The sequence below is a fragment of the Caulobacter sp. GW821-FHT05F04 genome (genome assembly GCF_059419665.1).
On the sequence record NZ_JBWKSF010000001.1, the window covers coordinates 311,499 to 337,445 of the forward strand.

Below are 25,947 nucleotides of genomic sequence, written 5' to 3' on the forward strand. Positions count from 1 at the left end.
CTACTTCCTGCGGATCAGGTCGACACGGCCGGTCGAGCGCGCCGCGCCGGAGGCGTGGCGAAGAGCCTCGACCACGTCGCCGCCCTCGGCCTGCTTGCCGTGCGTGGGTTCGTTGGTGGGGCCAAGGGCCCGGATGCGTTCGCGGTAGCTGACGGGCGCCCAGTGGCTTTCCGACGGGGTCAGGTCGATCGGATAGACGTCCACGACCACGGTCGGCTGGCCCTTGCCCGTGGCGACGGCGGCCTCAAGGTCGGCCTCGGCGGTCTCGTCGAACAGCTGGGCGTCTCCGAAACGCTCGACCCACTGGCCGGCTTTCCAGAACACGACATCCCCGTCCAGCAGGCGGTTGGCGGTGATCGCTTTCATTCCTTCACCCGATTTTCCCGGCGAGGGCCGGGACCCAGATTCATCCGGAGCGGTTGTTGTGCTTCACCTGAGCCCCGGCCTTCGCCAGGGAGATCGGTGGATGTGTCGGCCATGGCCATCGACTCGCCGACCATCAGCAGCGCCGGGCCCGTCACGCCCTGGGCCGCTTCGGCCAGCCCCGACAGGGCGGTGAGCACGCGGCGCTCGTCGGCGCGGCTGGCGTTCTCGACGATCAGGGCCGGGGTTGAGCCCGCGCGGCCCGCAGCGATCAGGCGCTCGGCGATCAGGCCGGCGGTCGAGACGCCCATATAGACGACGACGGTCTGGTTCGGTCGGGCCAGCGAGGCCCAGTCCAGATCAGGCTCGCCGTGAACGGCATGGCCGGTGACGAAGGTGACGGCCTGGGCCATGCCCCGATGGGTCAGGGGCGCGCCGGCGCCGGCGCTGGCGGCCAGGGCGGCGGTGACACCGGGCACGATATGGCAATCGACGCCCGCCTCGCGACAGGCCAGGAGCTCCTCGCCACCGCGGCCGAACAGGAACGGGTCGCCGCCTTTCAGGCGCACCACGTTCAGGCCGTCCAGGGCCAGGGCCACGATCAGCTGGTTGATGTCGTCCTGCGGCAGGGTGTGGCGCGACTTGCGCTTGGCGACATTGATCCGGCGGGCCCGGCGCGGCGCCAGGTCCAGAATCTCGTCGGAGACCAATCCGTCATGCACGACCACGTCGGCGGCGCGCAGGGCGTTGAAGGCGCGGAAGGTCAGGAGGTCCGGATCACCGGGACCGGCGCCGACCAGCCACACCGCGCCGAGCGCGCGGTGGGCCCGCGTCCCGCCGACGACCACCAGGCCGTGTTTGGCGAGACCGGCTTTAGCGTTTCGGGCCGGCTGGCGGGCCATGGAGTTTAGAACCTCTATCAAGCCGCTTGGAATAAAACGCTCAAACGCAATACGGGGCGGACCTCTCGGACCACCCCGCTTTGCCCGCCGACGAAAAGGGCCAATCCGCCAGCGAACGCTTGCAAACTCGACGCGAAGGGCTCAATTCGCAAACAAGGACTTCTGCCGGGGCGTTCAGTAAAACTATGGAAAGACCCAACGAGCGCCGCCGCCTGCCGCCGCTGAACGCGTTGCGCGCCTTCGAGGCCGCCGCCCGTCACCTGAACTTCAGCCGCGCCGCCGACGAGCTGTCAGTGACCCCCGGCGCCGTCAGCCAGCAGATCCAGAATCTGGAGGACTATGTCGGCGCGGCCCTGTTCAAGCGGACGCCCAAGGGCCTGCTGCTGACCGACGCGGCCCAGACCGCCCTGCCCGCTCTGCGCGAGGCCTTCGACCGCCTGGCCGAGGCCGCCAGCCTGCTGACCGCCGCCGTCGATGGGCGCCGCCTGACCCTGACCGCCGCGCCCTCCTTCGCCGCCAAGTGGCTGGTGCCTCGGCTGGGCAAGTTCGAACAGGCCCATCCGCAGGTCGACGTCTGGCTGTCGGCCGGCATGGAGGTCGTCGACTTCGCCACCGGCGAGGTCGACATGGCCATCCGCTATGGCTCGGGCCGCTATCCGGGGCTGGAAGTCATCCGCCTGATGCACGAGACCGTGGTTCCGGTCGCCAGCCCCGAACTGCTGGAGACCAACGCCCTGGAACGTCCAGAGGATCTGGCCCACCACATCCTGCTGCACGACGGATCGCCCGACGCCGACGACAGCTGCCCCGACTGGGCGATGTGGCTGGCGGCGCGCGGCATCAAGGGCGTCGACGGGGCGCGCGGGCCGCGCTTCAACCAGTCCAGCATGGTGATCGAGGCCGCCGCCAACGGACGCGGCGTGGCCCTGGCCAAGCGCACCCTGGCCCAGGCCGACCTCGACTCGGGCCGCCTGGTCATCCCGTTCGAGGCCTCCACGGCCGTCGACTTCGCCTATTACGTCGTCCACCCCAAGGCCAAGGGCCGCCTGCCGCAGGTGAAGGCCTTCGTGACCTGGCTGAAAACCGAGGCCGAGGCGCACGAGGCGGCGCTCCAGACCATGGACAATGGTTCAGGGATTTAAGCCTTTGCGGCTCTGGTTTTGAGGCGCGGAACCGGCTTAAAGGGGCGCATGAAAATCACGACTCTAACCGTCGACGAGCACCTTGCTCCCGCCGACTGCCAGACCATGGCCGACGTGCGCCAGGGCGTGGACGCCCTGGACCGGGCCCTGGTCCAGCTCCTGACCGAACGTCAGGGCTTCATGAACGCCGCGGCCCGCATCAAGGCCGACCGCTCCAAGGTGTTCGACCGCGCGCGGATCGAGGACGTGGTGACCAAGGTCAAGGCCGCGGCCCGCGAGTCCGGCCTGTCGGAAGCCATAGCCGAGCCTGTCTGGCGCACGCTGATCGACCGCTGCATCGCGTACGAATACGACAGCTGGGACAAGACCAAAGGCTGACGAGAAGCGCCCCCCTGACGAGGGGCGCTTCCGCTCCTAGTTCCCGTCGATCATCCGGCCCAGGCCGCCCAGAATCGAGCCTTCGCCCTGGTTGCCGCCTTGATGGTTGGCGGCTTGCATCATGCGACCGGCCAGACGCGCGAACGGCAGGGACTGGATCCAGACCTTTCCCGGCCCGCGCAGGCGGGCGAAGAACAGGCCTTCGCCCCCGAACAGCACGCTCTTCACGCCGCCGGCCATCACCAGGTCGAAGTCGACGCCCGGCGTGTAGGCCGCCAGACAGCCCGTATCGACGTGCAGTTCCTCGCCAGGACCAAGCTCGCGCTCGACCAGCGTTCCGCCCATCTGCACGAACACCCAGCCGTCGCCTTCCAGGCGCTGCATGATGAAGCCTTCGCCACCGAACAGGCCCGTCATCACCCGCTTCTGGAAGTGGATGCCGATCGAAACGCCACGCGCGGCGGCCAGGAAACTGTCCTTCTGGCAGATCAGCGTCCCGCCCAGTTGGCCCAGGTTCAGCGGCAGGATGGTGCCCGGCGTCGGCGAGGCGAAGGCGACGCGGGCCTTGCCCGAGCCCTGATGGGTGAAGACGGTGGTGAACAGGCTTTCGCCGGTGACCAGGCGCTTACCCGCGCCCAGCAGCTTGCCCATGAAGCCGCCGCCCTGGTCGGCCGAGCCGTCGCCGAACACGGTGGTCATCTGGACGCTGGCGTCCTTCCAGACGAAAGCGCCGGCCTCGGCCACGGCGCTCTCGCCCGGATCCAGTTCGATCTCGACGAACTGCAGGTCCTCGCCCTTGATCTCGAAGTCGATGTCGTCGGCGACGCTGGCGCTGCGGGTATGGCTCCAGGGGCTAGGGGGCATGGGAGAGACTCCTTATCTTGGGGAACACCGTTCTAGCCAGCCGCCAGCCGCGGCGCCAATGAAGCATCCTTCATCCACATGGCGCGGGCGCCGGATTGGCCGGACGGAGCGTTGCCTTTTGGCCGCACTTCGGCGCCGTCTGTCGCTACCGGTTATGTCGGCGGAAAGCGTTGGCCTTACCATTAGCCCGACAATTGGCGACCGAACCCATCACACGGACATCCTGCAAAGATCGCAAACGATCGTGTTTTCTTCGAAATTTCAGCATGTAGGATCGCACTGGCCGCGGTCGCGTCTTTATCGCGCAGGAGGTTCGCCCGCGCCTTGGGTTTGGCCTGACCAAGCGGTCGCCGCCCCCGCTCAAGTGGCATTACCAATTATTGACAATTCGCCCAACTGGTCGGATAACTCGGCTCAAGGGCGCCAGTTCAGTGCGCCGGGGGAGGCAATCTCATGAACCATGCTCGCAACACGTTCGCTCTTCGCGCCGCGCTGATGGCGTCGTGCGCCGCTCTGGTGGTCGGTTCGGCCGCCCAGGCCCAGGCTCAGGACACCGCCGGCGACAAGAAGGCCGAGTCGGACACCATCGAAGCCGTCGTCGTCACCGGCTTCCGCCAGGCCTACGCCAACGCCATCTCGACCAAGCGCGAGACCCTGGAAATCTCGGACGGCATCTCGTCGGACGGCCTGGGTCGCTTCCCCGACCTGAACGTCGGTGAAGCCATCCAGCGTATCCCCGGCGTCCAGATCAATCGCGAAGCCGACAGCCGCAACGCCACCATCAGCCTGCGCGGCCTGCCCGGCACCTTCGCCCGCACCACCCTGAACGGCGGCGCGTTCGCAGACCCGATCCTGAACGGCTCGACCCCGCTGGGCGCCTTCAACTCGGACATCTTCACCGCCATCAACGTCATCAAGTCGCCGTCGGCGTCCAATCTGGCCGGCGGCCTGTCGGGCAATGTCGACCTGCGCATCAATCCGGCCCTGAGCCGCAAGGACGGCGGCTTCGCCAAGGTCTCGTACGAGTACAACGACCTGGGCGACCTCGGCAGCCCGCTGGCCTCGCTGGGCTACAACAAGCACCTGTCGGACGACTTCGCCGTGTTCGGCGTGGTGGCCTGGAAGAAAGAAAAGTTCCGCCGCGACTCGATCACGGTGAACTCGTGGGCCAACCGCCTGGGCGCCATCCAGGTCGGCAACCAGGCCGCCGCAGGGTCGAACCCGGTCTATGACGCCCTGATCGCCGCCAATCCGGGCGGCGTCTACTATCCCAGCCAGACCCGTCAGCTGGTGAAGTTCAACAAGGGCGAGACCCTGTCGTCGGCCGGCGGCTTCGAGTGGCGCATCAACGACGAATGGAAGTTCGGCGCCAACGCCTTCATCACCAGGCGCAAGCTGGATGAGGGCACCAACAACCTGCTCTATATCGACGCCGGTCCGGGCAACGGCTCCAACACCGCCCTCGGCGCGACCTCGGCCGTGGCCAAGATCAGCGACATCGGTGCGCCCTATGTCGTCAAGACGCCAAACGGCAATCGCGCCTACATCAACAAGTTCAAGGCCGAGAACATCAACACGTTCGACTCGGTCCGTTCCGAGCCGGCCGAGAACCGGACCTGGGCCATCAACCCGACCCTGGAATTCAAGAACGACCAGTGGAAGGCCACGGCCAACCTGACCGTGTCGAAGGCCAAGGCCCTGGCCAACCAGATCGAGCTGGACGTCGTTCAGAATCCCTATCGCAACCTGGGTTCGGCGGGCCTGAACGGCATCGTCACCACGGTCGACCTGGGCGGTTCGGACCTGTCGAACTACCACGCCACCCTGGTTACGCCGCACGCCACCCACCTGCCGACGGGCGGCTTCCTGATCCCGTCCACCCCGGCCTCCGCGACCCAGGCCGGCGCCCAGATGCCGGGCCAAGCCACCGGGATCGCTGGCGACAAGTTCGGCGTCACCGGCACCAACGGCGAGGCCGAAAACGTGCTGAACGCGGCCCAGCTCGACTTCGACCGTTCGCTGGACAGCTCATTCTTCACGAACCTGCAGTTCGGCGGCCGCGCCGAGCACAACAAGTTCACCTCGAGCGGTTCGCGCAACACCGCCCTGGGCGCCCTGACCCAGAACATCACGCCGGACATGGCCTACCAGCTGTCCTACGCGAACGACTTCTTCGGCGGTAAGGCCGGCGGCCCGACGACCAACTGGATGAACGTCGACGTCAACCGGGTGCTGAAGGCGATCACGCCGGTCAACACGGGCGTCCGCAACACGGTGACCAACCCGAACGGCCTGCCCGACCAGTTCACCCTGGGCGCGCCGGGCGTGTTCCTGACGCCCTACGGCGTGGTCAACAACTACACCGACGGCAACTACTGGAATAACAACTTCAGCAACCAGAACGACGTCTTCTCGGCGTACGCGGCGGCCAAGTTCAAGACCGACCTGTTCAGCGTCCCGGTCCGCGGCACGGTCGGCATGCGCTACGAATATACCGAGCAGGAAATCGTCGCCCTGAACTGCAAGAACTGCGCGACCGGCCCGGCCGCCCTGCCCGGCGCGATCAACCACTCGCTGTCGACCCAGACGACCAAGAACAATTACGACTACTGGCTGCCCTCGGCGATCCTGGTCGCCGACCTGCGCGACGACCTGATCTTCCGCGCCGCCGCCTACCGCACCTATGTCCGCCCGCAACCGCGCGACAACACGCCGACCAGCTTTGTCCAGGCGCCGGTCGACCCCAACATCGACCCGGTGTTCACCGTCACGCTGGGCGCGACGGACCTGAAGCCCTACACCTCCGACTCGTATGACGCGTCGCTGGAGTGGTACAATCGCCCAGGCGGCCTGATCTCGATCGCGGCCTACCGCAAGGAGATCAAGGGCTATATCGGCCCGATCACCGACCAGTCGGTCCTCTGCCCGGCCGGCGGCTTCCCGGGCCTGGACGTCAATCTCGGCACGCTGACGGTCGACCGCTCGGCCGGCACGCCCAAGTGCCTGAGCTCGCTGTCCTTCGTGGTCAACGGCGCGACCAAGCAGGCCCAGGTCAACGTCACCGGCAAGACCAACCAGTCGCCGATGACCGTCACGGGCTTCGAGTTCAACATCCAGCAGAACCTCGACTTCCTGCCGGGCTTCTGGAAGAACTTCGGTGGCGCTTTCAACTATTCGTATACGAAGATCGACGGCAAGGACACCGCGGGCAACAAGATCACCCTGCCCAGCGTCTCGAAGAACAACCTGAACCTGATCGGTTACTACGAGTCGACCAAGTTCGGCGTTCGCCTGGTCTACAACTGGCGCGACAAGTACGACCTGGCCGCCGGCAACTCGTTCGTCGGCGACGCCCGCACCGTCAAGGCGCGCAGCCAGCTGGACGCCTCGGCCTCCTACAACCTGACCGAGGACCTGACGATCTCGGTCGACGCCTTCAACCTGACCGACGCGACCCGTTCGGAATACGAGAACGACCCGATGCTGCCGCGCCGCATCGACTACGACGGCCGCACCTATCAGGTGACCATGCGCGCCAAGTTCTAGGACGCGAACAGATACCCTCTCGCCTGCGGGGCCGAAGTTCGCTTCGGCCCCTTTCTTTTGGCCGCTATCCCTTCAGCGACCGCAGGGCCTGTTCGTGGGCGTAGGCGGCGATATCCATCAGGGCGACGTCCAGGGCCGTCCTGACCGCTTCCAGGCTGTCCTGCCCCGCCTCGCAGCGTTCGCAGACCTCGCCCAGCGCAAAGGCTCCCACCCCGCGCGCGGCGCCCTTCACCGTATGGACCGCGTCCCGCCAGCCGGCATGGGTCGGATCCAGCATCGGAGTCCACAGCGCGGCCTGTTCGCGGAACAGCGCCAGCACCTCCTCGACGACCCCGAAATCCCCCGCCGCGAACCCTTCCAGGTAAGCGAAATCCACGGCTCCGCTAATATCTCGTCTGGCCATGAAAAAAGCGCTTGCGCTCCCAAAATCATTGCGTATGTTCCGCGCCTCGCCGCCGGGGCTCGCAAGTGCTTCGGACCGTCGAATGGGTGTATAGCTCAGTTGGTAGAGCAGCTGACTCTTAATCAGCGGGTCGTAGGTTCGAATCCTACTACACCCACCATTCTCCTCTTGGAGATCTAGGCTTCCGCTGAAGCCGTCTTGGGGCGCCGCCCCGAAAGTCCTCCTAATTCCTGGACAGAACTTGCCGCGGGTCTGGCGAACGTCAGACTTCAGCCTCGTTCGCGCCGGCCATGCGCCGCAGCGCGCCGTGGAGGTCGCCAGGTCCGAGCAGGATCTTCAGCAGTTCTTCGCGAACGCGCTCGGACGCCAGCACCTGGCGGCTAATCGAGGTGAAGGCCTCTTCGCTGTCCATGGCGGCGTCGAGCAACTGGCTTTGTAGGGTCGGCGAGTTGTCGAACTGGGCCTTGGTATTGGCCATGGCCTGCATCCGCAGTTCCGCGGACGCCAGCATGCGGCCCATCAGGAAGCCATTGACGTAGTACAGCTGGTCGTCGTCGGTGGCCTGGCTGCCAAAGAGCTCGTTCAAGCGGGCGATGATCTCGTCCAGCCGCGCCTTGTCCTTGTCCTGCACGCTGCCCGAGCCGACCTCGGCCATGCCGCTCAGCTTGGGCGCGTCGCCATCGCCATAAAGCAGGTCGCGCTTGCGCTCGGCCTTGAGGCTGTGGTGGGTCAGCTTCACGCCCGACAGGTCGATCCCCTCGCGCTCGCGGCCGAACTCCAGCAGCGGCAGCAGCCGGCGGTAGAAGATCGCGCGATTCTCGATCTCGGTGTTGCCGTAGTCGAGGATCTGGCTGAGGAAGCTGTAGAGGCGCTGGAACGTCGCCATGTCGCTCTTGAACAGCGCCAGGGCGTCCATGTGGTCCTTGGCCTGGGCGGCGGCCGTGGCGTCGTCGCGCGCCTCGGCGGAGATCCGCGCCTGCTTGGCGGCGTTGAAGGCGTGGACCACGCGTTGCGCGACCGGCGCGATCGCGGCGATCAGCTCGGACTGGCGCGCCATCGGGTTCAGCTCGACCTTCACCACCCGCTCGACCTCGAAGTCGTCATAGTGGCCGGCGCCGTCCAGCTTGGCGCGCAGGTCGTAGATCCGGTTCGGATCGGTGGCGCTCTCCAGCTCGGCCGTCTCGTAATAGGTCCGGAACGCCGCCAGGATCTCGTCGGAGCTGTTGACGAAGTCGAGGACGTAGGTGGTGTCCTTGCCCGGATGGGCGCGGTTCAGGCGCGACAGGGTCTGCACGGCCTGGATGCCCGCCAGGCGCCGGTCGACATACATGCCGCACAGCAGGGGCTGGTCGAAGCCGGTCTGGAACTTGTTGGCCACCAGTAGCAGGTGGAAGGCCTCGCTCTTGAAGGCGTCGCGGATGTCGCGGCCGTTCAGGCCGGGGTTCAACGCCGCGCTGGCCTCGCTGACCTCGCCCAGGTCGGCGTCGGGCACGTCGCCGGAAAAGGCGACCAGCGCGCCCAGCCTGTAGCCCTGCTCCTCGATGTAGCGCCGCACGGCGATCTGCCAGCGCACCGCCTCGGCGCGACTGCCCAGCACGACCATCGCCTTGGCCTTGCCGTCCAGCAGCGGCTGGACGTTCTCGCGGAAGTGCTCGACGACGATCTGCACCTTCTGGCTGATGTTGTGCGGATGCAGGCGCACCCAGCGCATGATCTCCTTCTTGGCCTTGCCGCGCTCGACCTCGCGATCGTCCAGGTCGCGTCCCTCGTGGGCCAGGCGGAAGGCCAGCTGGTAGGGCGTGTAGTTGCGCAGCACGTCGAGGATGAAGCCCTCCTCGATCGCCTGGCGCATCGAATAGACGTGGAACGGTTCCGGCAGATTGCCCTCGCCGATCGGCCGGTCCGGATGCGGCGGACGGCCGAACAGCTGCAGGGTCTTGCCCTTGGGCGTGGCCGTGAAGGCGACATAGGTGATGCCGCGCTCGGCGGCCCGGCCGGCCATCTGGGCCGCGAGGATGTCCTCGGCGCTGACCTCGCCGCCATCGGCCAGCGCCGCCGCCTCCTCGGCCGACAGCATCTGCTTGAGCTTGGCGGCCGCCTCGCCGGACTGGCTGGAGTGGGCCTCGTCGGCGATCACCGCGAAGGCCTTGCCCTCGGTGGCCGCCAGCTCGCGCACGGCGTCCAGGGCGAACGGGAAGGTCTGGATCGTGCAGACGATCACCTTCTTGCCCGCCGCCAGGGCCTGCGCCAGCTGGCCGCTCTTGGAGCCGCCCTCGTTCCTGATCGTCGCCACCACGCCGGCGATGCGCTGGAAGTCGAACAGGGCCTCCTGCAGCTGAGTGTCGATGACGTTGCGGTCCGAGACCACGATGACGCTGGAGAACAGCTTGTCGTCCTTGGCGTCGTGCAGTTCCGACAGCAGGTGCGCGGCCCAGGCGATCGAGTTGGTCTTGCCCGAGCCGGCCGAGTGCTGGATCAGGAAGCGCCCGCCAGGCCCCTCCTCCAGCACCTTGGCGGCCAGCTTCCGGGTGGCGTCCAGTTGGTGGTAGCGCGGGAAGATCACGCCGGTGATCTGCTTCTTGGCGTCGCGCTGGGTCACCATGTAGCGGCCCAGGATCTCCAGCCAGCTGTCGCGCGCCCAGACCTCCTCCCAGAGATAGGCCGTGCCGTGACCCGCGGGATTGGGAGGATTGCCCTTGCCGCCGTGGTCGCCCTTGTTGAACGGCAGGAAGCGGGTGGCCTTGCCTTCCAGCTGGGTGGTCATCGCCACCTCGCTGCTGCTGACGGCGAAGTGCACCAGCGCCCCGCCGGGGAAGCTGAGCAGCGGCTCGGCCCTCTGGCCCTGGGGACGAGGATCGCGGTCGAAGCGATACTGGTCGATGGCGTCCTGAAGGCTCTGGGTGAAGTCGGTCTTCAGCTCGACGGTCGCGACCGGCACGCCGTTCAGATACAGCACCAGGTCGAAGCTGTTCTCGCTGCCGGTCGAGTAGCGCACCTGCCGCGCCACCCGCAGACGGTTGGCCTGGTAGCGGCGGGTGGTCTCGGGGTTCATGCCCATGGCCGGCTTGAACTGGGCCAGGGACAGCCGCGACCGCAGCCCCACCATGTCGAGCCCGCCGCGCAGCACGTCCAGCACGCCGCGCTCGTCCAGCGACTTGCGCACGCGGTCCAGCAGCACCGCCTCGGCGGCGCCGCCGTGGGTCTTGCTCAGGGCGTCCCAGGCCTCGGGCTGGGTGTCGCGCACCCAGGCGATCAGGTCCTCGGGAAACAGGGCCCGCGAGCGGTCGTGCCGCGCGCCCGAGCCGACCTCGTAAAGCCAGCCGTGGGCGGCCAGATGGTCGACGACATCGTCCTCGAAGCGGTTTTCCGTGTGCAGGGCCATGGTCGCGATCCTAGGCGTCGACGCCGGCCACGGGGGACCAGATCTGCTTGAGGGGGATCTTGGCGCGGGTTTCGTCCGTGAGCTGACCATAGCTGGCGAACAGGGCGTTCAGCAGCTCGGGCATCTGCCACAGGCGCACCGAGAAGAACTCGTTGTCGATCAGCTTCTGGGCCGCGCCGTTGACGCCGGCGATGCTGACCAGCAGGCCGGTGCGGGCCTTGGCGGCCTGGACCGAGCCCATCAGCTTCAGCACCACCTCCTGGTTGGCGGGCGCGTCGCCGGACTTCACCTGGACGCAGATGCGGTCCTCGCCCAGGCCCAGCCGTCCGCCCGCCGCCAGGATGTCGACCCCGCCGTCCGGGCCGGGCGGCGAGACCTTGGTGACATAGCCCTCGATGCGCAGGATCTCGGCGACCAGATGCGCCAGGTCGTGGCCGGCGAAGGCCGACTTCACCAGGGCGATGATCTGCTGGCGGGCGATGTCCTCGACGTCCAGCTCGACATCCTCGGCCTCGGCGTCCTCGGTGGCGGCCTTGACCGCGACGACGCCCTGCTTGCCCAACAGCGGGCCGGGGTCCCGGCCGGTGTTCAGCACCGCCTCGACCCGGGCCAGGGCCTCGTTGCGCTTGACCTCGCAGACGGTCATGAAGGCGCCCAGCGAGTGGCGAAGGTCCTGGGCGAAGGCCTCGCGCGGGACGGCTTCGTTCAGCCAGGTCACGGCGCGGGTGTGCGGGCACACGCCGCCGGGCTGGTAGACGTAAGGCCCCGTCACGCGGCCGATGGCGACGCCGCTGGTGACCTTGCGCGGCAGCACCACCAGGTCGCCGACCGCGATCGTATTGACGAACTGGTTCAGCTGGGCGGCGAAGTTGCGCTGGGTGTTCTTGCCGCCCAGCGGATCGGCTTCCGCCAGCACGCGGCCGATGGCCTCGCGATCCTTCAGGCCCGACAGGTCGCCCAACTCGTTGAAGCCGGGCAGCAGCCTGCCCTGGGTGATGGCGTCCAGCTCCCGCTCGCCATGGCGGCCGGCGCGGACGATCCAAAGCCGGGTCATGCCGCCTCCGCCGTCTTAACCAGGCCCCGCACGTCGATCTTGCCGGTGACGGCGGCGGAGATCAGGGCGGCGCGGCGTTCTTGGAGGAGGGTGATGGCGGCTTCGGCTTGCGTGGAAAGTGCTTCCATCTTTCGCGCCTCTTCCAGGACGAACTCCAGAATGGCAATACGCTCTTCCTTGGGTGGGATTGCGATCACGATCTCCCGGAACTGTTCCCAGTATAGCCGCAGCCTGAAGTCCGTAATGCCGCGCGATCGGGCTCTCATCTCTTCAACCGCCTGTGGCGTTCTCAGCAGCAACTCCACAAACTGTGTTTCGAGATCGCCTAGCGGGCGCGCTACGACATAGGCTGGGCTAACAGCCCCCAGCGTGGTGACCGTACCAAAGCCCCCCTGCCACGCTCGCATCATGTTGTAGACGAGGTCACCCGGCTGGACGGATTTGTACTTTGAGCGATCCTCACTCCGCGTGATCTTTCTATCTGCATCCTCCGGGTCAACCTCGCCGTCGGAGACCCCGGTGTGGATCGAAACGCTGAGCACCGGCAGGTCGTCGTTTCCAGGTTCCGCGATTTCTCGGAAGAGCTGAGCTTGTCTGGCGACCTCCCAATGCGCCGGCACCTGGCCGAGCCATTCGACGCCGGAGTCCTTCATCGGGGCGGACGGGTCGAGGCCCTTGGTGACGGCGTGGGAGATGACGGCCTGCCGCTTCTCCTTCAGCAGCTCGATCAGCCGCCGCTGCGCCTCCACCAGCGCGTCGATCTTGGCGGTCTCCCGGTCGAGGAAGGCGGCGATGGCGCGTTGTTCGGCGAGCGGCGGCGCCGTTATCACCATCTCCGCGATGTCATCCAGGCTTAGTTGGATCTTGGTCCCGCCATACCCTCGCGTTTCCAAGTAGGTCTTTCCCAACCACGACAGCGCCACGTAGCCGACCCAAGCCGGCAACAGCCGCTCAGCGCGCAAGCGAGCAAGAGCAACGTGCTGGCTCACATACGCCGTCTCCAACTTTTCCGGCACGACAGCGACCGATCCGAGATAGGCCGTGATCGAAAACAGCAGATCCCCCGGCTGCACTTGCGTGCGCTCACCTTCGGCGCCAGGCGGGACGTCTACGCGCTGAATATCGTCCAAATCGAGCGTGAGCCGATCTCTCGTCAGATTACCGATACGGATAAACAGGGCGCCGTCGTCGGCGTAGTGGTCAGCCCAGCCCCGCGAACCGCTCGTGAGAAAATCGAGATCCCGCTTGAGTGGCATTATTGTCCAGTGAGCAGGAATCTCCCCCAGCCACTCGACCCCGCTGTCCTTGTAGCTCCCATAGGCCGGAAAGCTCATGCCGCCAGCCCTTCGATCATCGCCTTGATCCGGTCGGTGACCAGCAGCAGTTCGGCGTCGATCTCAGCCAGGTCGCGGGGCGGCTCGAAGACGTAGAAGTGGCGGTTGAACGGGATCTCGTAGCCGACCTTGGTCTTGTCCTCGTCGATCCAGGCGTCGGGGGCGTGGGGCAGGACCTCGCGGGCGAAATAGGCGTCGACGTCCTCGGACAGCGGCACGTTCTCGGTGTCGCGGCGGGCGCTGTCGGCCAGCGGCTTGCCCTTGGCCTTGCCCTTCTGGCCGACCACCGGCTGGCCCTTGTCGTCGAGCAGCGGCCGCTCGACCGTGATGGTGCGGTAGCCGAAGGCCTCGTTGGGGAAGATCCGCGACAGCGGGGCCAGCTTGACCTTGCCGCCCTCCGGCGCGGCCGGCGGCGTCTCGCCGGCGCGGACCACGACCTTGCCGGCCTCCTTGCCGGCGGCGTCGACCAGGGTGGCGATCTTGGCCTCGACGAAGTCGCCGAACAGCCGGGTGACCAGGGCGATGTCGTCCTCGCCCATCTCCTTACGCTTGGAGCCCAGGGACTTGCGCATCTTCTTCCAGAAGCCGCTGGCGTCGATCAGCTGCAGCCTGCCCTTGCGGGCGGCGGGCTTCTTGTTGGAGACGATCCAGACATAGGTGGCGATGCCGGTGTTGTAGAACATGTCGGTCGGCAGGGCGACGATGGCCTCGACCAGGTCGTTCTCCAGCAGGTAGCGGCGGATCTCGCTCTCGCCGCTGCCGGCCCCGCCGGTGAACAGCGGCGAGCCGTTGAGGACGATGCCGAACCGGCTGCCGCCGTCCTGGGCCGGGCGCATTTTCGACAGCAGGTGCAGCAGGAACAGCAGGGAGCCGTCCGACACGCGCGGCAGGCCCGGGCCGAAGCGACCGGCGAAGCCCTGCTGCTCGTGCTCGGCGCGGACGATCTTCTCGACCTTCTTCCACTCCACCCCGAACGGCGGGTTGGACAGCATGTAGTCGAACTGGCGCCCCGGGTGGCCGTCGTCGGACAGGGTGTTGCCGGGGATGATGGCCCCGACGTCCTGCCCCTTGATCAGCATGTCGGCCTTGCAGATGGCGTAGGACTCGTCGTTCAGCTCCTGGCCGAACATGGTCAGGCGCGCGCCGGGATTGTGCTGGGTCAGACGCTCCTCGGCGACCGACAACATGCCGCCGGTGCCGGCGGTGGGGTCATAGATGGTGCGAACCACGCCGGGCCTGGACAGAGCGTCGTCGTCCTCGACGAACAGCAAGCTGACCATCAGGCCGATGACCTCACGGGGCGTGAAGTGCTCCCCGGCGGTCTCGTTGGACAGTTCGGCGAACTTGCGGATCAGCTCCTCGAACGCCAGGCCCATCTGGTGGTTGTCGACCGCCCCGGGGTGCAGGTCGATGCCGGCGAACTTCTCGGCGACCTGATAGAGCAGCCCGGCCTTGGCCAGCTTGTCGACCTGGGTGAAGAACTCGAAGCGCTCGAAGATGTCGCGCACCGGGCCCGAGAAGCCCTGGATATAGGCGTAGAGGTTGGCGGCGATGTTGTCGGCGTCGCCGATCAGCCGGCCCATGTCGAGCTTGGAGGTGTTGTAGAAGCTCTGCTTGGCGGCGCGCAGCAGGTACGGCTCGGGATTGACCCCCGCGGCCTCGCGTTTGGCCAGTTCCTCCAGCACCGCCGGCTTGGTCGCCTCCAGCACGCAGTCCAGCCGCCGCAGCACGGTGAACGGCAGGATGACCTTGCCGTAGTCCGACTGCTTGTAGTCGCCGCGCAAAAGGTCGGCGACCGACCAGATGAAGGCCGACAACGACTGGTGGTTCATACGCACTCCCCCCGAAACAACGCCCGATAGCAGCGCGGATGACGTGCAAGGGCAAGCGGCTGTAGCAGAAGCCTTACCGCGAAGGGAGCCTGCCGGGCGCCGCCCTTGGTGCGAGGGGCGCGCTGGAACCGCGCCGTCGGCGGATGGTCTCCGTCGATCCGGGCCTTGTCAGGTCAAGCTTCCAGGGCTCACAAAAGGCCTTTCGACGCGCGCTGCGTCGCCGTGGGCTTACAGGGTTTCGAGGACCGACATGACCGCATTTCAAGACCTGGGCCGGCGCGGCTTCCTGGCCGGCGCCGCGGCGAGCGCGGCCGCGATGGGCGCGCCCGCCTGGGCCCGGCAGCCCGGCGTCAAGAAGATGACCGACGGCGTCGCCCTGATCGGCCCGGCCGAGCGGCAGGCGCGGCTGGAACGCGCCCAGGCCCTGATGGTCAAGCTGGGCCTGTCGGCGATCGTCACCGAGCCGGGCTCCTCGATGGACTACTTCACCGGCGCGCAATGGAGCCGCAGCGAGCGGCCGTGCCTGGCGATCATCCCGCGCGAGGGCCAGGTCGGCATGGTCGTGCCGAAGTTCGAGGAACCCTCGATCCGCCAGAGCCTGGGCGTGCCCGCCGAGGTCCGCACCTGGGAGGAGGACGAAAGCCCCTACGCGATCGCCGCCGGGCTGCTGGCCGACCGCAAGCTGGCGTCCGGCAAGATCGGCGTCGAGGAGACGATCCGGACCTTCATCGTCGACGGCCTGACCGGCGCCCTGCCCTCGGCCCAGGTGGTCTCGGGCGCGGCGGTGTTCCGGGGCTGCCGGATGATCAAGTCGCCGGCCGAGCTGGCCCTGATGCAGGTCGCCGCCGACATCACCGTCGCGGCCCTGCGCCACACCCACGGCAACGTCAAAGCCGGCATGGGTCCCAAGGACATCGGCGCCCTGATGGCCGAGTTCACGGTGAAGCAAGGCGCGCGGGTCAGCTTCAACCTGATCCTGATCGGCGAGGCCAGCGCCTACCCGCACGGCTCGCGCCAGCCCCAGGTGCTGGGCGAGGGCCAGGTCGTGCTGATGGACTGCGGCTGCAATGTCGGCGGCTACGAGTCGGACATCTCGCGCACCTTCGTGTTCGGCGAGCCCACCGCCCGCCAGCGCAAGGTCTGGAACGACGTCGCGCGCGGCCAGCAGGTGGCGTTCGAGGCCGCCCAGGTCGGCGTCGAGGCCGGCTCGGTCGACCGCGCCGTCCGCGCCTATTACGACAGCCTCGGCTGGGGCCCGCGCTACAAGCTGCCCGGCCTGTCGCACCGCACCGGCCACGGCATCGGCATGGACGGCCACGAGCCGGTGAACTTCGTGATGTCCGAGACGACGAAGCTGGCGCCGGGCATGTGCTTCTCGGACGAGCCGGGCATCTACATCCCCGGCGAGTTCGGGGTGCGGCTGGAGGACTGCATCCACATGACCCCGCAGGGACCCCAGTGGTTCAGCAAGCCGCCGACGACGCTGGACAAGCCCATGGGCTGATCGAGGTCTCGCGGGCGGCGCGACCGTGGCGACTTTCCGACTTGAAGCGGAGCCATATCGAGGCTCGATCATTTCAGATCTGCAAACCGGCGCACATGTTCGGCCTCTAGGGCACTAAGGGTCCGTCCGCTCACGACGGCGCGTTCCCTATGGGCGGCCAGTCGCCGCCCGCTCACGCCGCCCCGCGCGCGGCCGTTCGAAGGCTGACGATGACTGACTTTCACGCCCCGCGTACGCCCCCGCGCCGCCGGACGCTGATCCTTGGCGGACTGATCGCGATCCTGGCCCTGGCCGGCGTGGCCTGGCTGGCCTGGACTCTGCTGCACGGCGACACGAGCGGCGAAGCCGGTGGTCCTGGGGGCGGCTTCGGCGGCGGCGGTCGGCGCGGTCCGGCCAGCACGGTGGCGGTGGCCACGGCCAGCGCGACGGACCTGCCGATCGTCATCGAGGCCCTGGGCACGGTGAAGCCGGCCGCGACCGTGACCGTGCGTCCTCAGGTCGGCGGCACGATCACCCAAGTGATGTTCCGTGAAGGCCAGGTGGTCCAGCGCGGCCAGGCCCTGGTCCAGATCGATCCCCGCCCGTACGAGATGGCGCTGCTGCAGGCGCAGGGGAACCAGACCCGCGACGAGGCCCAACTGACCGCCGCTCGCCTGACCCTGAGCCGCTACCAGACCCTGCTGACCCAGGACTCGATCGCCCGGCAGGAGGTCGACACCCAGGCCGCCACGGTCAAGCAATTGGAAGGCACGGTCATGGCCGACCGCGCCGCCGTCGGCACGGCGCGCCTGAACCTCGGCTTCGCCCGCATCGTCGCGCCCGTCTCGGGCCGGGTCGGCCTGCGCGTCACGGACGTCGGCAACTATATCGGCGCGGGCGACGCCAACGGCGTGGCGGTGATCACCACCGTCTCGCCGATCGACGTCGAGTTCACCGTCCCGCAGGACGACGTGCCGCGCATCGCCGCCCGCCAGGGCCGCGCCAATGTGCCCGTCATCGCGCTGGACCGCACCCGCGCCCAGACCCTGGATCGCGGCTCGTTCTCGACGCTCGACAATATCGTGGACACCGGCACCGGCACGGTGAAGGCCAAGGCCCGCTTCCCGAACAGCGGAAACACCCTGTTCCCCAGCCAGTTCGTCAATGTCCGCATGGAGCTGGACACCATCAAGGGCGCGATCGTCGTGCCGGCCACGGCCGTGCGCCAGGGCGGCGACGGCGCGTTCGTCTGGCTGCTGAACGGCGATCAGACCGTCTCCAAGACCCCGGTGAAGACCGGCCAGGCGACGGGCGTCCAGGTGCAGATCACCGAGGGCCTGAAGGTCGGCGACAAGGTCATCACCGAGGGCGGCGACCGCCTGCGCGACGGCGGCAAGGTGCAACTGCCGGGCGCCAAGCCGGCGGGGCAGGGCAAGGGCGACGGCAAGGCCCGTCGCCAGCGCCAGCAGCGTCCGGAATAGTCGGGCCCAGCCGCGATGAACCCCTCGCGTCCCTTCATCCAGCGGCCGGTCGCCACGGCCCTGTTCATGGCGGCCATCGTCCTGGCCGGCCTGGTCGGCTTTCGGCTGCTGCCGCTGTCGGCCCTGCCCCAGGTCGACTACCCCACCATCCAGGTCCAGACCCTGTATCCCGGGGCCAGCCCCGAGGTGATGAGCCAGACCGTCACCGCGCCGCTGGAGCGCCAGCTGGGCGAGATGTCGGGCCTGGCCCGGATGAGCTCGGTCAGCACGGCCGGGGCCTCGGTGATCACCCTGCAGTTCAATCTGGGCGAGACGCTGGACGTCGCCGAGCAGGAGGTGCAGGCCGCCATCAACGCCAGCGGCTCGCTGCTGCCGGCCGACCTGCCCGCGCCGCCGGTCTACGCCAAGGTCAACCCCGCCGACGCGCCGGTCCTGACCCTGGCCATCACCTCCGACACCCTGCCGCTGACGGAGGTGCAGAACCTCGTGAACACCCGCCTGGCCCAGAAGATCAGCCAGGTCTCGGGCGTCGGCCTCGTGTCGCTGTCGGGCGGCCAGCGGCCGGCCATGCGCATCCAGGCCGACACCCAGGCCATGGCCAGCTACGGCCTGACCCTGTCGGACGTGCGGACCGCGATCAGCGCCGCCAACGCCAACAGCGCCAAGGGCAGTTTCGACGGCCCGACCCGCAGCTACACGATCAACGCCAACGACCAGCTACTCAGCGTCGACGACTACAAGAACCTGATCGTCACCTATAAGGACGGCGCGCCGATCCGCCTGTCGGACATCGCCCAGGTCGTCGAGAGCGCCGAGAACACCCGCCTGGGCGCCTGGGCCGGCAAGACCCCGGCGATCATCGTCAACGTCCAGCGCCAGCCCGGCGCCAACGTCATCAAGACCGTCGACGCCATCAAGGCCAAGCTGCCCGAGCTTCAGGCCGGCCTGCCCGCCACCCTGGACGTCCAGGTGCTTGCCGACCGCACCACCGGCATCCGCGCCTCGGTGCACCATGTCGAGATCGAGCTGCTGCTGGCCGTGGGGCTGGTGGTGCTGGTGATCTTCTTCTTCCTGCACAGCCTGCGCGCCACGGTGATCGCCAGCCTGGCCGTGCCGATCTCGCTGATCGGCTCGTGCGGGGTGATGTACCTGATGGGCTTCTCGCTGAACAACCTCAGCCTGATGGCCCTGACCATCGCCACCGGCTTCGTCGTCGACGACGCCATCGTGATGATCGAGAACATCACCCGTCACCTCGAGAAGGGCGAAAAACCCATGGAGGCGGCGCTGAAGGGCGCGAAGGAGATCGGCTTCACGATCATCTCGCTGACCATCTCGCTGATCGCCGTGCTGATCCCGCTGCTGTTCATGGGCGACGTGGTCGGGCGCCTGTTCCGCGAATTCGCCATCAGCCTGGCCATCACCATCCTGATTTCGGCCGTGGTCTCACTGACCCTCACCCCCATGCTGTCGGCCCGCTGGCTGAAGCCGCACGAGGGCCAGGAGGCCAAGGGGATCGGCAAGAAGACCCAGGACCTGTTCGCCAAGGTCGAGGCTCGCTACGAGGTCGCCCTGGCCTGGGTTCTGCAGCGCCAGGTCGCGACGCTCGTCGTCGCCGTCGGCACGCTGGTCCTGACCGGCGTGCTCTACATGATCATCCCCAAAGGCCTGTTCCCCACCCAGGACACCGGCCAGCTGCAAGCCCGCACCGAGATGGCCCAGTCGGTCTCCTACGACCGCATGGCGGCCCTGCAGCGGCAGGCGGCCGAGGCCATCCTGGACGATCCGGCGGTCGAGAACGTCGCCTCGTTCATCGGCGTCGACGGCGCCAACAACGCCATGCTCCACACCGGCCAGATGCAGATCAACCTGAAGGCCGACCGCTCCGGCTCGCAGGAGAAGATCATGCAGCGGCTGCGCGAACGCGTGGCCAATGTCCCCGGCGTGACGCTGTACCTCCAGCCCACCCAGGACCTGACCATCGACGCCGAGACGGGCCCCACCCAATACCGCCTGTCGCTGGAAGGCGCCGACACCGCCACGATCAAGGAATGGGCCGGCAAGCTTACCGCCGAACTGGCGAAGGTGAAGGCCGTCCGCAACGTCTATTCCGACGCCTCGGCCACCGGCCAGGCCGCCTATGTCGACATCGATCGCGACACGGCCGCGCGCCTGTCGATCACCGCCTCGGATGTCGACGACGCCCTCTACAGCGCCTTTGGCCAGCGGATCGTCTCGACCATCTTCACCGAGACCAACCAGTACCGCGTGATCCTGGAGGCCAAGCCCGGCGTCCTGGTCGACCCGACCACCCTGGGCAATCTGAACCTGAAGACCGGCGGCGGCGCGCCGACTCCGCTGGCCGCCTTCTCGACCATCAAGACCCAGCAGTCGCCGCTGCAGGTCACCCACGTCGCCCAGTTTCCGGCCACCACGATCGGCTTCGACACCGCCCCCGGCGTCTCGCTGGGCCACGCGGTCGACGAGATCCGCAAGGCCATGAAGACGATCGACATGCCCGTCTCGGTGACCACCACCTTCCTGGGCGCGGCAGGGGCCTATCAGAACTCGCTGTCCAACCAGCTGTGGCTGATCCTGGCGGCCGTGGTCTGCGTCTACATCGTGCTGGGCGTGCTCTATGAGAGCTACGTCCACCCGATGACCATCCTGTCGACCCTGCCGTCGGCCGGCGTCGGCGCGCTGCTGGCCCTGTGGATCACCGGCAACGACCTGGGCGTGATCGGGATCATCGGCATCATCCTGCTGATCGGCATCGTCAAGAAGAACGCGATCATGATGATCGACTTCGCCATCGACGCCGAACGCGAGGAAGGCAAGAGCCCGCGCGACGCTATCTTCCAGGCGGCCATCCTGCGCTTCCGCCCGATCCTGATGACCACCCTGGCGGCCCTGTTCGCGGCCATCCCGCTGATGCTGGGCTTCGGCGAAGGGGCCGAACTGCGCCGCCCGCTGGGCATCGCCATCTTCGGCGGCCTGCTGCTGAGCCAGCTCTTGACCATGTTCACGACCCCGGTCGTCTATCTGGCCTTCGACCGCCTGGCCCCGACCGCCAAGCGCGAGCGCCGCGATGACGGCCCGCACCCCGATCGCATCGATCCCGAGCCGATCCCGGGGGCGCCGTCGTGAACCTGTCGGGCCCCTTCATCCGGCGGCCGGTCGCCACCATCCTGCTGACCATCGGCCTGGCGATGGCGGGTATCGCGGCCTTCTTCGTGCTGCCGGTCTCGCCCCTGCCGCAGGTGGATTTCCCGACGGTCTCGGTGTCGGCCAACCTGTCGGGGGCCAGTCCCCAGACCATGGCGTCCAGCGTCGCCACGCCGCTGGAGCGACGGTTGGGCACGATCTCGGGCGTCAACGAGATGACCTCGCAGAGCTCGACGGGGTCGACGCGGATCACCCTGCAGTTCGACCTCAACCGCCAGATCGACGGCGCAGCGCGCGAGGTGCAGGCCGCGATCAACGCCGCCCGCTCCGACTTGCCCGCGACGCTGCGCAGCAACCCGACCTATCGCAAGGCCAATCCGTCCGACTCGCCGGTGATCATCCTGGCCCTGACCTCGGACAGCAAGACGCCCGGCCAGATCTATGACGCGGTCTCCAACGTCGTGGCCCAGCGCCTGGCCCAGGTCAGCGGCGTCGGCGACGTCGAGATCGGCGGCGGCTCACTGCCGGCCGTCCGCATCTCGGCCAACCCGTTCCTGCTGAACCAGTACGGCGTCGCCATGGAGGACGTCCGCGCGGCGATCCAGTCGGCGAACGCCAACCGTCCCAAGGGCGCGCTGGAGGGCAACGGCCAGCGCTACCAGATCTATACGACCGGTGCGGGTCGCAAGGCCGCCGACTATGCCGGCCTCGTGGTGGCCTGGCGTAACGGCGCGCCGATCCGCCTGTCGGACGTCGCGCAAGTCACCGACAGCGTCGCCGACACCCGCACCCTGGGCCTGTTCAACGGCAAGCCGTCGATCATCGTCCTGATCACCGCCCAGCCGGGCGCCAATATCATCGAGACGGTCGACAGCGTCCGCGCCGTCCTGCCCGAGCTTCGCGCCCAGCTGCCCAGCGACATCACCGTCGACGTCGCCAGCGACCGCACCAACTCGATCCGCGCCTCGCTGCACGAGATCGAGGTCACCCTGCTGATCTCGATCATCCTGGTCATCGTGGTGGTCAGCGTCTTCCTGCGCAGCGCCCGCGCCACCTTCATCCCGGCGGCGGCGACCATCGTCTCGCTGCTGGGCACGTTCGGGGTCATGTACCTGCTGGGCTTTTCCCTCAACAATCTCAGCCTGATGGCGATCACCGTCGCCACTGGGTTCGTGGTCGACGACGCCATCGTCGTGCTGGAGAACACCGCCCGCCACATCGAGAAGGGCATGGACCGCTTCGCGGCGGCCCTGCTGGGCGCGCGCGAAGTAGGCTTCACGGTGCTGTCGATCAGCATCTCGCTGGTCGCCGTCTTCATCCCGCTGCTGTTCATGGGCGGCCAGGTCGGGCGCCTGTTCCGTGAGTTCGCGGTCACTCTGTCGGCGGCGGTGCTGATCTCGCTGGTCATCAGCCTGACCACCACGCCGATGATGTGCGCCTACCTGCTGCGCCCCGAGAAGAAGGACAAGGCAGGCCGCCTGTCGCGCTTCTTCGAGGCGGCGTTCAACCGCGTCCACAAGACCTACGAGCACAGCCTGGACTGGGCGCTACACGCCAAGCCGCTGGTCATCGCCCTGCTGGTCGCGGTGATCGCCATGACCGCCTGGCTCTATATCGCCGTGCCCAAGGGCTTCTTCCCGCAGCAGGACAGCGGTCAGTTGATGGCCGGCATGCGCGCCGACCAGTCTGTCTCGTCCCAGGCCATGCAGAAGAAGCTGCGCCAGGTGGTCGGCATCATCCACAAGGATCCCGCCGTCGACACCGTGGTCGGCTTCACAGGCGGCGGCCGCGCGGGCGGCGGCTTCATGTTCGTGAACCTCAAGCCGATCGGCGAGCGCAAGGAGAAGGGCTCGGCCGTCATCGCCCGCCTGCGTCCGCAGCTGCAGCGCGTGACCGGCATCAGCGTGTTCCTGAATCCGGTGCAGGACCTGCGCATGGGCGGCCGGCAGAGCAACTCGACCTACCAGTACACCCTGACCAGCGACAGCAGCGCCCCCCTCAAGGAGTGGGCCGCCAAGCTGGCCGAGGCGATGAAAGCGCACGACGACGTGCTGACCGACGTCGATTCCGACCAGCAGGAGAACGGCGTCGAGACCCTGGTCACCGTCGACCGCGACAGCGCCGCCCGGATGGGCGTCACCCCGCGCGCCGTGGACAACGCACTCTACAACGCCTTCGGCCAGCGCCAGGTCGCGACCATCTACGAGGACGTCAACCAGTACGCCGTGATCCTCGAGTGGCAGCAGAAGTTCGCCCAGGGACCCGAGGCGCTGAACGACGTCCACGTGCCAACGCGGCCATCCGGAACGGCGAAGGCCACCGGTCCCAGCGTCAATCCCGCCCTGCGCGACCAGTCGACCGGTTCGGCCCTGAATACCGCCGCCACGGCCATGACGCCGCTGTCGGCCATCGCCAGCGTCAGCCAGAACGCCACCCCGACCTCGGTCAATCACCAGAACGGCGAGCTGGCCACCACGGTCTCGTTCAACCTGGCGGACGGCAAGTCGCTGAGCGACGCCCAGGTCGCCGTCGCCCAGGCCGAGGCCGAGATCGGCATGCCGACCAGCGTGCGCGGCAGCTTCCAGGGCCAGGCCCGCCAGGCCAACGACCAGATGAAGCAGCAGCCGCTGCTGATCCTGGCCGCCATCGTGGCGATCTACATCGTGCTGGGGATCCTCTACGAGAGCTACGTCCACCCGATCACGGTGCTGTCCACCCTGCCCGCCGCCGGCGTCGGCGCGGTGGTCGCCCTGCTGATCTTCAAGATGGAGTTCTCGATCATCGCGCTGATCGGCGTGTTCCTGCTGCTGGGCATCGTCAAGAAGAACGCCATCCTGATCATCGACTTCGCCCTGGACGCCCAGCGCAGTCGGGGCCTGTCCGCCCAGGAAGCCGTGCGCGAGGCCAGCCTGTTGCGCTTCCGCCCGATCCTGATGACCACCCTGGCCGCGGCCCTCGGCGCGCTTCCCCTAGCCATCGGCTTTGGCGAAGGCGCCGAGCTGCGTCGTCCGCTGGGCGTGGCCATCATCGGCGGCTTGATCGCCAGCCAGCTGCTGACCCTGATCACCACACCCGTGGTCTATGTCTATCTCGATCGCCTGCGCGGGAAGACGCGCAAGGACGAGCGGCATCTGACCCACCACCCGACCGCGCCGGAACCCGCCAGATGATCCGTCTTTCGCGCCTGATCGGCGCCGCCTCGCTCCTCGCCCTTGGCGCCTGCTCGATGACGCCGGCCTACGAGACGCCCGCGCTAAAGTCTGCGCCGCCAGCTCAGTTCAAGGCCCTGGAGGGCTGGAAGACCGCCACGCCGTCCGACCATCTGGATCGCGGCGACTGGTGGACGCTGCTGGGCGACCCGCGGCTCAACGTCCTGGCCGAGCGCGTGAAGGTGGACAACCAGACCATCGCCCGCGCCGAGGCCGCCTATCGCCAGGCCCGCGCCCTGGTCCGCGAGCAGCGCGCCAGCCTGTTCCCGTCGATCGACCTCTCCAGCTCCGCCACCAAGTCGGGCGGCGGTGGGACCAAGACCACGACCTCCGTCGGCGGCGCGACCCGCGCGGGCGACACCCAGCGCTATCAGGTCGGCATCGGCGCCAGCTGGGAGCCGGACCTCTGGGGCCGCATCCGCGCCAGCCTCAGCGGCGCCAAGTTCAGCGCCGAAGCCAGCGCCGCCGACCTCGCCGCCGCCAAGCTCTCCGCGCAAGGCGAACTGGCGACCAGCTATCTGGGCCTGCGCCGCGCCGACGCCGAGATCGCCATGGTCCAGGCCACGGTCGAGGGCTATCAGCGCAGCCTGCGGATCACCACCAACCGCTACAACGCCGCCATCGCGCCCAAGTCCGACGTACTGCAGGCCCAGGTCCAGCTGGCCAACGCCCAGTCGACGCTGGAGGGCCTCGTGCGGGATCGCGCGACCTTCGAGAACGCCATCGCCGTGCTGGTCGGTGAACCGGCCAGCGGCTTCCGCATCGCCGCCGTCGGCGACTGGAAGCCGGTCGTGCCGGAGATCCCGATCGGCGTGCCGTCGACCCTGCTGGAGCGTCGCCCCGACGTCGCGGCCGCCGAGCGCCGCGTCGCCGCCGCCAATACCGACATCGGCGTGGCCCGCGCCGCCTTCTTCCCGACCTTCAGCCTGTCGGCCAACGGCAATTCGACCTCCAGCGTGCTGGGCGACCTGTTCACCACCTCGGCCAATACCTGGTCGCTGGGCCTGACGGCCGCCCAGACCCTGTTCGACGCCGGCGCCCGCAAGGCCCGCGTCGAGCAGTCGCGCGCGGCCTATGACGCCACCGCCGCCGACTACCGCCAGACGGCTCTCCTGGCCTTCGAGGACGTCGAGAACCAGCTGGCCGCGGCCCGCGCCCTGGAGCGGCAGTACGCCCTTCAGCTGACGGCTTCCCAGGCCGCCGACCAGACCGAGCAGATGCTGTTGAACCAGTACAAGGCCGGCCAGGTCGCCTATACCGACGTGGTCACGGCCCAGGCCTCGGCCCTGTCGGCGCGGCGGACGCTGCTGCAGACGGCGGTCTCGCGCCAGACGACGGCGGTGGCGCTGGTCCAGGCCCTGGGCGGCGGCTGGCGCTGAAAACTGTTGAGGCTCGCCTCTCGCGACTCT

General features: G+C 67.9%; 14 protein-coding genes, 1 tRNA gene and 2 pseudogenes. 9 read left to right on the forward strand and 8 right to left on the reverse strand.

The window, feature by feature from the left end; all coding sequences use genetic code 11:
- A complete protein-coding gene (locus tag AC07R7_RS01640) occupies nt 1–366 on the reverse strand; it encodes a DUF2849 domain-containing protein (protein WP_492883416.1) in 366 nt (121 codons plus the stop codon).
- The gene (cobA, locus tag AC07R7_RS01645) at nt 363–1,265 is read right to left on the reverse strand and encodes a uroporphyrinogen-III C-methyltransferase (protein ID WP_494633833.1); all 903 of its coding nucleotides are present in this window, start codon (nt 1,263–1,265) and stop codon (nt 363–365) included. Before cobA ends, AC07R7_RS01640 begins: the two co-directional genes overlap by 4 nt.
- A gap of 185 nt (nt 1,266–1,450) precedes the next feature.
- Between cobA and gcvA the strand changes: the two genes are divergently transcribed.
- On the forward strand, nt 1,451–2,407 hold the full coding sequence (gene gcvA, locus AC07R7_RS01650; protein ID WP_099580047.1) for a transcriptional regulator GcvA: 957 nt from the start codon (nt 1,451–1,453) through the stop codon (nt 2,405–2,407).
- A gap of 48 nt (nt 2,408–2,455) precedes the next feature.
- Entirely contained in the window at nt 2,456–2,785 is a 330-nt protein-coding gene (locus AC07R7_RS01655; protein WP_492834950.1) for a chorismate mutase, read from the forward strand.
- A gap of 36 nt (nt 2,786–2,821) precedes the next feature.
- Here the strand turns inward: AC07R7_RS01655 and AC07R7_RS01660 are convergent, their stop codons facing one another.
- Nucleotides 2,822–3,649, reverse strand: a complete 828-nt coding sequence (locus tag AC07R7_RS01660) for a TIGR00266 family protein (protein WP_494633835.1) — start codon at nt 3,647–3,649, stop codon at nt 2,822–2,824.
- A gap of 453 nt (nt 3,650–4,102) precedes the next feature.
- On the opposite strand from AC07R7_RS01660, the gene AC07R7_RS01665 reads away from it, so the two are divergent.
- Nucleotides 4,103–7,195: a TonB-dependent receptor gene (locus AC07R7_RS01665; protein WP_494633837.1), complete on the forward strand. Its 3,093-nt coding sequence runs from the start codon at nt 4,103–4,105 to the stop codon at nt 7,193–7,195.
- Between the two features lie 64 nt (nt 7,196–7,259).
- On the opposite strand, the gene AC07R7_RS01670 is transcribed toward AC07R7_RS01665, so the two are convergent.
- Complete coding sequence (locus tag AC07R7_RS01670) at nt 7,260–7,598, reverse strand: Hpt domain-containing protein (RefSeq protein WP_494633839.1); 339 nt, start codon at nt 7,596–7,598, stop codon at nt 7,260–7,262.
- A gap of 84 nt (nt 7,599–7,682) precedes the next feature.
- Between AC07R7_RS01670 and AC07R7_RS01675 the strand changes: the two genes are divergently transcribed.
- A tRNA-Lys gene (locus AC07R7_RS01675) sits at nt 7,683–7,758 on the forward strand.
- A 387-nt stretch (nt 7,759–8,145) separates the two neighbouring features.
- On the opposite strand, the pseudogene AC07R7_RS01680 reads toward AC07R7_RS01675, so the two are convergent.
- From AC07R7_RS01680 to AC07R7_RS01695, 4 genes and pseudogenes are all read right to left on the reverse strand, one after another.
- Nucleotides 8,146–10,980: pseudogene (locus tag AC07R7_RS01680) on the reverse strand (type I restriction endonuclease subunit R); the annotation flags it as partial.
- A 10-nt stretch (nt 10,981–10,990) separates the two neighbouring features.
- The gene (locus AC07R7_RS01685) at nt 10,991–12,034 is read right to left on the reverse strand and encodes a restriction endonuclease (protein WP_494633841.1); all 1,044 of its coding nucleotides are present in this window, start codon (nt 12,032–12,034) and stop codon (nt 10,991–10,993) included.
- Nucleotides 12,035–12,633: 599 nt separating this feature from the next.
- Nucleotides 12,634–13,368 (reverse strand): annotated as a pseudogene (locus AC07R7_RS01690) (restriction endonuclease subunit S); the annotation flags it as partial.
- Nucleotides 13,365–15,200 (reverse strand): type I restriction-modification system subunit M, encoded by a 1,836-nt coding sequence (locus tag AC07R7_RS01695; protein WP_494633843.1) that lies wholly within the window; start codon nt 15,198–15,200, stop codon nt 13,365–13,367. The pseudogene AC07R7_RS01690 and the gene AC07R7_RS01695, both read right to left, overlap by 4 nt.
- A 250-nt stretch (nt 15,201–15,450) precedes the next feature.
- Here AC07R7_RS01695 and AC07R7_RS01700 point away from each other — a divergent pair, with 250 nt between their 5' ends.
- The 5 genes from AC07R7_RS01700 to AC07R7_RS01720 all read left to right on the forward strand — a co-directional run bounded on the left by AC07R7_RS01700 (nt 15,451) and on the right by AC07R7_RS01720 (nt 25,917).
- On the forward strand, nt 15,451–16,704 hold the full coding sequence (locus AC07R7_RS01700; protein ID WP_492883400.1) for a M24 family metallopeptidase: 1,254 nt from the start codon (nt 15,451–15,453) through the stop codon (nt 16,702–16,704).
- Nucleotides 16,705–16,913: 209 nt separating this feature from the next.
- Nucleotides 16,914–18,164: an efflux RND transporter periplasmic adaptor subunit gene (locus AC07R7_RS01705; RefSeq protein WP_494633845.1), complete on the forward strand. Its 1,251-nt coding sequence runs from the start codon at nt 16,914–16,916 to the stop codon at nt 18,162–18,164.
- Between the two features lie 15 nt (nt 18,165–18,179).
- A complete protein-coding gene (locus tag AC07R7_RS01710) occupies nt 18,180–21,311 on the forward strand; it encodes a multidrug efflux RND transporter permease subunit (protein ID WP_494633847.1) in 3,132 nt (1,043 codons plus the stop codon).
- A complete protein-coding gene (locus AC07R7_RS01715) occupies nt 21,308–24,499 on the forward strand; it encodes an efflux RND transporter permease subunit (protein WP_494633849.1) in 3,192 nt (1,063 codons plus the stop codon). The genes AC07R7_RS01710 and AC07R7_RS01715 overlap by 4 nt, the downstream gene beginning before the upstream one ends.
- Nucleotides 24,496–25,917: an efflux transporter outer membrane subunit gene (locus tag AC07R7_RS01720; protein WP_494633851.1), complete on the forward strand. Its 1,422-nt coding sequence runs from the start codon at nt 24,496–24,498 to the stop codon at nt 25,915–25,917. Before AC07R7_RS01715 ends, AC07R7_RS01720 begins: the two co-directional genes overlap by 4 nt.
- Nucleotides 25,918–25,947 lie beyond the last annotated feature (30 nt).